Below are 10711 nucleotides of genomic sequence, written 5' to 3'. Positions count from 1 at the left end.
GCCACAGATATCTAAGTGGAGTGAGTGGCCTGGCTTCAAAAAGTGAGGGCCTGATTAAGGTTGCAAAGTGGCTGTGGTGAGATCTATGTCACTTAATCTCTGCTGAGGGGTAATCAGAGTAGGGAAATTCTGTAATAGGAATACTTTTTATAGGTGGCTAATTTTTACCCGGTAAAAATCTGCCCAGAGTGAAGTGAGTACTGTGTGAAGAGGGTTGCTTTCATTGTGGGATTGAGTCGTCATTTTTGGCTGGGTTGAGTGTTCAGTTTTGTTTTTTTATTTTGATTCTTGCCATTTGGTGCCGAAATTAAGAGTGTGGGAAATTTTATTGAACTTATAGTCGAGTCGATGGACCTATGTCTGTCTCGCTGAGATGTGTAAATTTTCTCGCTGAGGTGAGAGGGTTCACAAAAAAAAATTTGGTTTCGTTTTCTTCTGTGAAGTACTTTCCAAATAAATTTTGAGGTGTTGATACTATAGTGCGTCTCTTTCGGGGCGGCTTAGGAATCTCTATTTATACCTCATTATTGTTTGGTGTAAGAGGCCGTGAAGCTGTTTTCACCTGTTTTGGGTGCGACTTTTTATAAATAATTGTTTGGGGTGCAAGCCGTGAAGAAATTGGCATTTCCTGTGTTGATTCTGTTTTTGGGCGCAGGCTATTTTTTCTGGATTAAAAGCCAGCCTGCCCAAGTAGAACATTCCGCTAAATTACCTGAGCCTAAAATGGTCGTTGACAGGGTTCCTGTTGAATCTTCTTCTGCCGAGACTGTTGATGACAGCGGAATTCCGGAAGAAGTTGTTGCAGATAGTGAAAAATCACTTTGGTCAGAATCAGATCTTGCAAGAGAGGTGTTGCATGAAAATGGACGCCTACCCGTAGATCTCAATGGGGAAACCTATCTGGAACTTGATATGGAGAGGTTGAGGGGACTTGAAACCGGCGACTATGTTGATATTGATCTGCCGGGTCTTGAAAGTGTCTATGACGCCCAGGTCGGTGATGTTGAGCAGCATGCAAGCGGGAATAAAAGTGTGCAATTGAACTTTTTGGGCCAGTCTAGATTGCATGGAGCCACTTTGACTATCGGTAAAAGCTCCGTGTATGCCCAGCTAAACACGCCCGCAGGCTCTTATACTCTTGAAGCCCAGGATGGATATGCGTGGATTGCACCCAACGGTGCCCTAATTTCAAATCATGTTGAGAAGCATGATAAAGACCTATCATCTGAGGCGCAGCGCGAAAAAGACTGGAAAGACAGTGACGTTCCTCTAAATGATTTTGAGTAAAAGAATTGATTGAAGGTATTTCTTCAAATCGATAATCAAGCTAAGGAGAGCTGATGTAAATCCTGCGAATACCAGAAGTTTATCTTCACAGGCGGTTAAAAATTCAGGACGATCTTTTAGTCGAGTCAGGGTATTAATTGCGTATTGCTAACACACTATCAGGCAGGCAGTAAATTTACTGGTTGTCAAAAATAGAGTATGCACTACTTATAATAAAAGGAGTCTATAGTGAGTTTTAAGAAAAGCCTGGCAGCTACTATTGCTGCACTGACCGTTTCTGCTGCTGCAACTGCCGAAACTGTTGATATTGCTATTATGTACACCGATCCAGCTGCACAGCACACCGGTGACATTTCTGCAAAAATTGATAACTACATCAGCTATGCCAATAATTCCTTTAAAAGGAATGGTGTTGATATCCAGCTGAATCTGGTTGATAGCTGGGAAGCTTCCAGTTCTGACTTTCGTGTTAACGAAGCAACTCTGGACCTGATCACTTTTCACGACAGCGTGAATAGCTGGCGCTCGTCCAAAAAAGCCGACATGGTGGTTTTCCTGACGAAAGCCGAAGAGGTTGTTGAGAACGGTAGCACCTACATTACTTGTGGCATTGCCTGGGTTGGCCAAGGTAGCAATGGCACCATGTACAACAGCGCTAAAGAGCGTGCTTACAGCGTGACTGGTGTTGACTGTGGTTATAACACTTTCGTCCATGAGCTGGGCCACAACATGGGTCTGACGCACTCCACCAAGCAGGGTGATACTTCTGGTGGCGTTTACTCTTATGGTATGGGCCATGGTGTAGACAACAAGTTCTCCACTATTATGGCTTACCCATGGAGATACGGATCCAATGTTACCCAGTACGATTGGTTCTCTGATCCTGACTGGAATGAGTGTGGTGGTTTGCCTTGTGGTGAGCGTTCTAACGGCAAGGATATTTCCAATGCCTACAAAGCGCTGGGCCCGATCGTGGACGATGTTGCTGGTTACTATTAATAACCCGCTTTATCTTTACGATAAAAACAGCACGCTGGCTATTTGCAGATATTAGCCTTAGCTTGCGCCTCTAGTCATCGGCTAGATGAAAGCCAGGGTTTTCCCTGGCTTTCATATTCCGCTATTTATAAAACGCAAAGATAACTGGGAAAACCTCAAGTTTAAATATTGAGGATATCTTTAAACTTATTTAAAAAAACGAATACTGAGTGGATATCGCCAGAATATCCCATCGTTGGCTCGAACAGCCCCGATAAGGATAAAGATTACATTGATTAAGGCCAGAACTAACAATCCTAAAAGACCGACGCCCAGGATAATTAGAATAGTGCTTATGATGGAGTAGATAAACAAGCTGATCATCCAGTTGAAAATCATCTTGCCATGGCGATCAACTTCAATGACCTGATCTTTAGTGGTTGCCCACATAATAACAGGTAATACGAATCCGGCTCCAGGGATAATAATCCAGGCCAGTTGGCTTAGTGTAAAAGCATTAGAAAGGTGTTTCTTTCTAGTCCCCATGGATTGTAGTTATCCATTACAGCATACTCCTGTTAATTAACGGCTGAAATTACTCGCTTTACGGCTTGGATCAAAGCCACTTGTCTGCCGTGGCGGTCAGATGCCTCGCGCTTGCCTTTCTCTGTTGCTTTTTTCCCCATTCCTAGCTCTCAGTGTTCTGACGCCAGGCGACCGGCCAGGCCTAGGAATACCACACCTAAAAAACCATCGAAGTGTCGGCTGAATGCTGATTGATGACTCAGTGTCTGCTTCAGCCTGCTAAAAGAGAAAGAAATTGCTGTGTTTACAGTGAGTGCAATAGTACTTAGGAGAAATCCTAGTAGCAGTATCTGTTGGGTGATGGGCTGGGTAGGGCTCGTAAATTGCGGTAAAAACAAGCTGAAAAAAACTAAAGCCTTTGGGTTCATTAAATTGTTGATCAGCCCTCTGCTGAGGAGTTGTGAGGCACTCAGAGGCTCGGTGACTGCTTGCCTTTGAGTGTTTCCTAAATTGGAACGCCACTGGCGTATTAAGTTAATCCCGAGCCACGCTAGGTAAAGTGCTCCTAGTGTCTTTACCGCCAGGGCAACAACAGGAATCGTCTGCATGATGTGCCCGAGACCAAAGGCCACAAGGAACGTTTGCGTTAGCCCTGCCAGAAATATACCCAGGCTGAGCAAAAAACCAGCGATAAAACCTCGGGCTGCCGAGTACGTTGATAGTAATAGCAGGTCCGGCCCAGGAGAGAGTGCCAGCAGGGCAGATGCGCCAAAGAATGTCACTAAAATCGGAATTTCGGGCATTAAATTGACTCTAGAGAAATTTTCTGGGGCGCCATTATAGCTGTAATGCCCGCAACCCGCCCCTCAGATAGATATCATGCAATTTCACTAGAGTAACCTCCTGGGGTCCCTGGCTCTTTTGCTTATAAGTTCTCTAAGTTAGCTAATAGGTCGACAATATCAGCCTCCGTGGTGTGATCTCACGCAATATTAGTAGGTCGTGGTTTGTACTAGTTTACCGGGATGATGCTTAAAGGGGCTCTTCTATGCTCTAGAGAAGCATGCTGATCGGTGAGTGATTGATGAGAGTTCTGATTGTTGGGGCGGGGACAACGGGCCTCACTGCCGCCTGTGCATTATCGTTGCAAGGGATCGATTGTCAGATCATTGAGCGCCGCAGTCAGCCCTCCCAGCTCTCTCGTGCTGTTGGTATCTTCCCTTCTACGATTGAGCTACTCAGTAGTATTGGCGTTTCCGCGGATTTATTCTCTGAGGCGGTGCCGATGCGGGGGCTTCAATATCTGAGAAATGGGCGGCGCTTGTTGTTTCTCGACCTTTCCTCTAAAGAATACCTAGGGAAGGTCGGACTTTTTTTTCCGCAAAATAAAACAGAATCGGTTTTGGCGGGTGTACTCAGGGAGCGGGGGGTTGATGTGCAGTATGGTTTGCAATTAACCGATATTGCCAGTCAAGACTCCTCTGCAGTAGTGGAATATTCTAATCATTACAAGGAATCTTTCGACTGGGTGATCGGTGCTGATGGCGTTTACTCTCTGGTTCGTCAGAAAATGGCAATAGGGTATCCAGGACTAGATTTACCAGAGTGGTGGTCGATTGCCGATGTAGAGGTAAACGGGTACATACCTCCCAATTTGGTTACGGTGAACTTACAGGAGCCGGGCAACAGTCTGAGTATTGTTTTGCCACTAGGACGGGGGCATGTCAGGGTGGTTTCTTCTAAAGAGGATGCGCTTTCCGCCCTTCGGCAGCCTCTTGATATTAAAAAAGTACACAGCCTGGGCAGTTTCCAGATATCCGTCAGGCAGGCAGAAACCTATTATAAAAATAGGGTCCTGCTCGCTGGAGATGCGGCCCACTGTCATTCACCGGTCGGCGGCAAGGGAATGAACTTGGGAATTGCCGATGCTGTGGCCGCAGCTGGGGCCATTTCTCGAGGGGAAGTGGAACAATATGCCTGTGAACGCCACAAAATAGCTAAAGAAGTAATTAGGAAAACTGAATTTGCCCGAAAGGTAGTGACTTCAAATAACTTTCTGATGAAATGCGGGTTATGGATTCTGGCTAAAGCTATCGATGTTGTGCCCGTAATTCGTCGCGGTTATATTCGTCATTTAACGGAAATTTAATTGCATAGTTCCACTGAGATGTTGGATGACTATTGGTGAGCTAGAGTCAGTCATCCAGAATTTTATTCAGTCCATAGGTATCTTTCCCATAAACCTGAAAGGTACTTACTTCGGGTATCGTATACTCTATTGGTCCTTCAAGACTCGGGTACCTGTCTTTGCCGTGTGGGGCGACTTTTACATGGTTAGCTGTACAGCGTCCCACAAAAGAGAATCTTTCATCCTTTCTGGAAGTGTTGGGGTAGGAGGCGTGCATATTTAGAGAGGAAAAAATCAGGCACTCACCGGCTTTCATCTCCAGATCCTTGACTTCAAATTGGTCAAAAAAATTATCCCCCAAAAGTTTTTCTGCGCTGAATAAAATAACGGCACTCTTATGGAAAAGCCTTCCATATAAAGCAATTTTACCGAGTTTATAGAGAAAGGAAGGGGAGAATGGTAGAAGAGAAAAAAAGAAAAGTTCATTTTCCGGGATAAATTCATAGAGGTAATTTATTCTGGCATCTGTGAAGGAGCCAGGCAAAATACGCAGGCAGCCGTTCTCTCTGGTAGAGTCGCTCAAGGCTACCCAGGCATTCAGTTGAATCAATGCGGGAGATGTTTTTTGCGTGGGTTGTAATTTCGCATATTTGCCCGCTTCACGAAATGTGGCATTTTGGTGCCAGGCGGTGCCTTCTGCACCGGGCATTTTATCGAAGAACTGCGTGCGCCAGCATAGAATTTCATCTCCGAGCAGGCTCGTTAATCGCTCAGCAATTTGAGGCTTTCGCAAAAGCTCTCTAAACGGTTTGAGCCGCAGGGCCTGGTACAGGCCTGCATATTCGATAGTCCAACGATTGTATTTCTTCTCTATGTCGCGAATCCTACTGCCTAAGTAGGATATGCCGCCAAAGCCACTTTTGTACTCTCGAATAGCAAGCTCTTTTAGTGCGCTTGCCTCTTCACTGGAAATTACCCGAAAGGGAGGTAGGTAACCGTTTTTTGTGAAGAATGTGCGGTCCTGTGCGCTCAGGAAGTACCTGCTGTCTTGTTGGGTGGCCGATGGGGTGGGGAGGTCAATCGTTAAGTTTGTTAGCTGATCCAGCGTTGCAAAAAGTTGCTGTCGCTCTTTTTTCTTCCATGGAAGAAAAAAGAGTTTGTAGAAACCTATAGCTGATACCAGCCCAATTACTTTTAGCCGCTGGGTCCAGGTAATGGGAAATTGGGCCAGTTCTTGGAGGGTGCCAGCTTCCTTGTGCATCTCCGCCAGTGTGCTGTTTTTCGGCATTGCGACCTACCGCTCATGAATGACTTCCACTGGCCCGTGATCATCACAATGGTCGCCATGGACATGGTGTAGGCGCCCATCCACCAGATAGTCGAAGTGGTCGCCGTGGGGAATCCGTGTGTGGCCGCAGTTCTCCCCGTGAACGTGAGTTGCATGGGTACTTGCATTGATGGGATTGCAGTCATTCGGGTTTTTTGTGCTCACCTCTAGAACGTGTTCGTCGTAGTGGTCCCGGTGAGGATGGTGCAGGTGGCCATCATGCACGTAGCACACATGGTCTCCGTGTCGAATGGCGGGGTGCCCACAATGTGGCCCATGTTTGTGGGAATGGTTGTCAGTTTGTTGGCAGGTGCTGTTGGCCATTTGGAGTCCTCAGTTGAACGGCAGCGACTTCTGAGCGGGTTGTCGAGCGCTGTGTCTATGCGGTTCGAACAGCCTCGCTAAGAAGACTCATAAAACTGTAGGAAGGCCTTTCCTCGCTTTCAAAGCAATAAGCAATTTTGGCCTCTGACCCATTGTGTTTGGCTTCTGAGCCATTGTGTGTGGCTACCGGGGGAGGATATCTGGCTGCGATCAACTTATTTAGTAAATGTGACTAAATCCTACAGAATGACCCCAAACACGTCTTGCAATCGATTGCATTGTCAAATTATAGTGCCTAGAAGGTGTTGTCTCACAGGGCAGGCCTGGCTTATGGCCGTCATCGATTGAGGCTATGGGCCTAAATTGGCCACACCAAAAAAATTTATAAGAATGACGATGAGAGGGAAGAGTTGATGAAAAAGAGGCCTCTAGCGCTGGCGGTCACTCTGACGACCGTATCGATAGGTTTGTGTGGCGCAGCCATTTCCCAGGAGACTGTGTCACCGGTAAGCGGGGAAGAGCGGATGATCGAGGAAGTCATCACCACGGGGACTCCCGGTGGTACCGGTGTTAGAAAGCTGGAAGCTAGCTTCTCAGTTACTACTCTGGGTGACGATGAGATTGGTAAGGCTTCTCCGTCGAGCACCGCTGATCTGCTGAAGTCTATTCCGGGTCTTTGGGTTGAGAGTTCCGGTGGTGTATCTGGCGCAAATATCGATGTGCGAGGCTTTCCCGGTGGCAGCGACGCGCCTTTCGTCACGGTATCTATGAACGGCCTGCCGCTCTATCCGGCGCCGACACTTTCTTTTCTGGAGAACTCTTCACTGTTTCGCGTGGATGACACCATTCAGCGGGTTGAGGGGCTGCGGGGTGGCCCCAACCCAGTCTATTCAAACGGACAGCCCGGTCTCACTACTAACTTCATCCTGAAAGAGGGGACTGAAGAAACCGAGGGCCGTTTTAAATACACCACTTCCGATTACGATCTTCAGCGTACGGATGCTGTGTTAACCGGCAAGCTCAGTGACGATGTTTACTACATGCTGGGCGGTTACCTAAGCACTTCTCCAGGTATCCGCGATGCCGGATTCAATGCAGAGGAGGGCCATCAGTTCACCCTACATCTGACCAAAGAGATGGACAGCGGCAAAGCCGGTTTTTATGTGCGTGACACGAAGGATACCGGCACCTGGTATTTACCCAACGCCGCTTTCCTGCCCACCGATTACACCCAGGTTGGCCAGAGTAATCGAAAGGTCTCTGTGCCTGTTACACAGGGTGATGGCAGCGGTGGGACGACTGTGCGCTGGCAAACCTTTGATCTGGGGGAAGGTCGTGGCTGGGATGGTAGTGTGGCCGGTGCATATTTAGAGCTGGATCTAGGGGATGGCTGGAGTCTTACTGAGCGCTTTGCACTGACCAGCGGTAGTGCCGATACCCTGGGCTTTGTCCCGGATGGGGCGCCTCTGGCTCTGAATACCCTCACAGATCAGGCCGTTATAACAGCTTCGGGCGCTGAATTATCTGGCGAGACCTTGGTGCAACAGTTTGGTGCCTGGGTGGTGCGTAAGGATATTGAAGCAGCCACCAACGATTTCAGTCTGGCCAAGGAGTGGGATAATGTTAAATTCACCGGCGGTTTTTACACCTCCAGCTGGGAGGTGGATGAGTGGTGGTCCATCGGCAACCAACGATATTATGTGCTCGGTCAGGATGGCGAACTGATCACTGGAGCAGCCGATGGCGGCGCACTTACCGGTGAGCTGGCCTGTAACAATGTGCCCGATGTACTGACCTGTGGTTGGAAGTACGATGTGGAGGCGGTGGGGGATGCGCGTGAAAGCGCTGTCTACCTGGCCGGTGAGTACTACCTGGGCGATTTTACTTTTGATTTAGGGCTGCGCTCTGCCAATCGTGAGACCAACTATTCGGTCGATAAGGGGATTCGAGACGGAGTATTTACCACCTATAAAGCCGATGAGGAGGGCTTTGCCTACACCGCCGCAGTGGACTGGGCATTTGCAGAGAGCATGGGTGCCTTCTTCCGCATCAACTCCGGTTTTAAATTTGCCGACTTCGATAACTACCGCGAGTTTGATGATCGTTACCTGGCGGGGTCCGACCTGATCATCGATATCGACCAGTATGAACTGGGCTATAAATTACAGGATCAAGACTACTCCCTGTTCGCCACCTTCTTCTATAACGAAACCCAAGGTATGCCGGACTGCATTATTGGTAGTGGGACCTGTACTCGCCTGGAGACCAAGGCGCTGGGATTGGAGTTGGATAGCAAGGTGCACTGGGGAGACTTTACCCTAGGCCTAAATGCCACTCTACAGAAACCGGAGATTACCAGTGGTCAATTCGAAGGCAATCAGGTGATGCGCCAGCCCAAGTATCAGGTTCGCCTGAGCCAAAACTATGATTTCACCGTCAACAATATTGATATGGCAATATTTGGTGGGATCAGCCGAGTGGGGGATCGTTTTAATGACAGCGAAAACTTAGTGACCTTGCCGGGGTATACCAAAGTGGACCTGGGGGCTATAGCTTATCTAAACGATATTTCCGTTCAGCTTTCGGTGGACAATCTCACTGATGAAGACGGCATTACCGAGGGTGACCCTCGTAATCCTCTGGCTTCCAATGTCCGCTATATCCTGCCGCGCAATATCAAGTTGAGTATTGCTTACGACTTCTAGTTCGGCTCAAGCCTCTCCCATAGGCTTTCTGATCTTTGCCGCACAATATTTTTGTGCGGCTTTTTTATGCCTACGTTTTTACCACTTATCCTTAAAATCACCAGCTTGATCGAATAGATAGCATTATTCAGGTTGGTTATTTTCCTTGGCAATTAACCATGCTCTTATAAAGCAAACGTTATAGTGGCTTTCCTTGGATAGGTTTTCTGGGGTAGTGCCTGCATTGTTGCTGCAAAATTGATGGGTTATACTAATTATTCGTTCGGCAGGCTAAATGTAAGTTATAGCTTCCAAGGATGATTATGAAAATTTACACCGCATTTTTATTAGGCATTCTTTGTTGCTCAGTTTGGGCGCAAGATGAGCATAAATATAAACTTGTTAACATTGGAGGCAATACAATCTCCTATCTCTGCAAAGAGGAGGGTGAGGGTAAAAAAGTGATATTGATGGTTTCAGGTATGGGGTTAGATGCGCACAGCACCTATAAGAATACCTTTCATAAATTCTCTTCTGATGATTTTATACTCTGTATCTACGATCGACCTGGAGCTGGAAAAAGTGAGCATGCAGTTCCAGGAGTTAGATCGATGGATGATCTTTCTGCTGAACTCAAGGCGTTCGTGGAGTTTAAAGAATGGGACTCCGTAGTTCTTGTGGCCCACTCATTTGGTGGTTTAGTGGCAAGGGCATTCGCGAGTGAAAACCCCAATAGCGTCTCTGCCCTTCTATTTGTGGATGCAGCACATGAGTCTTGGTACGGTAACTTGAGGTCTTCACTATCCAAGGAGGGTTGGGCAACAATGCAATGGATTATGGCGTGGGAAAAGGAAAAGCACTCCTTTGAGGATTTCAAAGAGTCCGCATCAAAGCCAGAGCGTTATGAATTAAAGAAGGAAATTCCAATTACGGTGATGAGTAGAGGGCTGCCACATACTGCAATCCGTCAGACTAAAATGAGTTACGCAGATGTGGATGCTTACAACAGAACTTGGGATCAATCGCAAATTGAACTCTCCAAGATTAGTGAGAACGCTAAGCATGTCATTATGAAATACTCCTCGCATCTGTACGATGGAACTGATCCGTGGATTGTACTTGAAGAGCTGGATCAACTTTTATCTAAAGTTGAATAGGTTTTTGATGACCTATTGAAGACAGTTCACTCTTGGATTTGTACTGGTTTTGACTTGACTTGACCGGGCAGGGTAAGGCTTGGAAGCGGCCGTTGTCAGATCAAGTCAGAACTATCGAATTCGTGTATCTAGACTACCTCTATACATTCGGATAGACGTAAAAATGACTTTTATTGCAGGCAGGCTGTAAGAACATTCTCGATATTCTCAATAAATTTCTGTGTCTTATAATGTTCCTCGGGTAATGTATTTTCTTCCGCCTTTTTAACAGACGCCGCTTGAGTTTTTAAGGTTACAAGTC

9 protein-coding genes are annotated in these 10711 nt (G+C 47.0%); 5 read left to right on the top strand and 4 right to left on the bottom strand.

Annotated elements, in window-relative coordinates:
* Window positions 1-609 precede the first annotated feature (609 nt).
* Both ACCI51_RS09895 and ACCI51_RS09890 read left to right on the top strand, forming a co-directional pair.
* Window positions 610-1287 carry a hypothetical protein gene (locus tag ACCI51_RS09895; RefSeq protein ID WP_371843449.1) on the top strand — a complete coding sequence of 226 codons (678 nt, stop codon included), beginning with the start codon at window positions 610-612 and terminating at the stop codon, window positions 1285-1287.
* A gap of 228 nt (window positions 1288-1515) precedes the next feature.
* The gene (locus tag ACCI51_RS09890) at window positions 1516-2286 is read left to right on the top strand and encodes a reprolysin-like metallopeptidase (protein WP_299588448.1); all 771 of its coding nucleotides are present in this window, start codon (window positions 1516-1518) and stop codon (window positions 2284-2286) included.
* 186 nt (window positions 2287-2472) lie between these two features.
* On the opposite strand, the gene ACCI51_RS09885 is transcribed toward ACCI51_RS09890, so the two are convergent.
* Both ACCI51_RS09885 and ACCI51_RS09880 read right to left on the bottom strand, forming a co-directional pair.
* Window positions 2473-2811 (bottom strand): DUF4870 domain-containing protein, encoded by a 339-nt coding sequence (locus ACCI51_RS09885; protein WP_371843448.1) that lies wholly within the window; start codon window positions 2809-2811, stop codon window positions 2473-2475.
* A gap of 149 nt (window positions 2812-2960) precedes the next feature.
* A complete protein-coding gene (locus ACCI51_RS09880) occupies window positions 2961-3593 on the bottom strand; it encodes a LysE family translocator (protein ID WP_371843447.1) in 633 nt (210 codons plus the stop codon).
* A 281-nt stretch (window positions 3594-3874) separates the two neighbouring features.
* Here ACCI51_RS09880 and ACCI51_RS09875 point away from each other — a divergent pair, with 281 nt between their 5' ends.
* A complete protein-coding gene (locus ACCI51_RS09875) occupies window positions 3875-4939 on the top strand; it encodes an FAD-dependent oxidoreductase (protein ID WP_371843446.1) in 1065 nt (354 codons plus the stop codon).
* Between the two features lie 46 nt (window positions 4940-4985).
* Here the strand turns inward: ACCI51_RS09875 and ACCI51_RS09870 are convergent, their stop codons facing one another.
* Window positions 4986-6206, bottom strand: a complete 1221-nt coding sequence (locus ACCI51_RS09870) for a phytanoyl-CoA dioxygenase family protein (protein WP_371843445.1) — start codon at window positions 6204-6206, stop codon at window positions 4986-4988.
* 6 nt (window positions 6207-6212) lie between these two features.
* On the bottom strand, window positions 6213-6569 hold the full coding sequence (locus ACCI51_RS09865; protein WP_371843444.1) for a hypothetical protein: 357 nt from the start codon (window positions 6567-6569) through the stop codon (window positions 6213-6215).
* A 413-nt stretch (window positions 6570-6982) separates the two neighbouring features.
* Between ACCI51_RS09865 and ACCI51_RS09860 the strand changes: the two genes are divergently transcribed.
* Together ACCI51_RS09860 and ACCI51_RS09855 are read left to right on the top strand one after the other, a co-directional pair.
* Entirely contained in the window at window positions 6983-9274 is a 2292-nt protein-coding gene (locus tag ACCI51_RS09860; protein ID WP_371843443.1) for a TonB-dependent receptor, read from the top strand.
* A 302-nt stretch (window positions 9275-9576) separates the two neighbouring features.
* Window positions 9577-10410 carry an alpha/beta fold hydrolase gene (locus ACCI51_RS09855; protein WP_371843442.1) on the top strand — a complete coding sequence of 278 codons (834 nt, stop codon included), beginning with the start codon at window positions 9577-9579 and terminating at the stop codon, window positions 10408-10410.
* Window positions 10411-10711: the final 301 nt, after the last annotated feature.

The organism is Microbulbifer echini, from assembly GCF_041447225.1.
GTDB classification, from domain to species: domain Bacteria; phylum Pseudomonadota; class Gammaproteobacteria; order Pseudomonadales; family Cellvibrionaceae; genus Microbulbifer; species Microbulbifer echini.
Note: the sequence above shows the minus strand (reverse complement) of the source record. Positions and strands in the feature narration are given on the sequence as shown.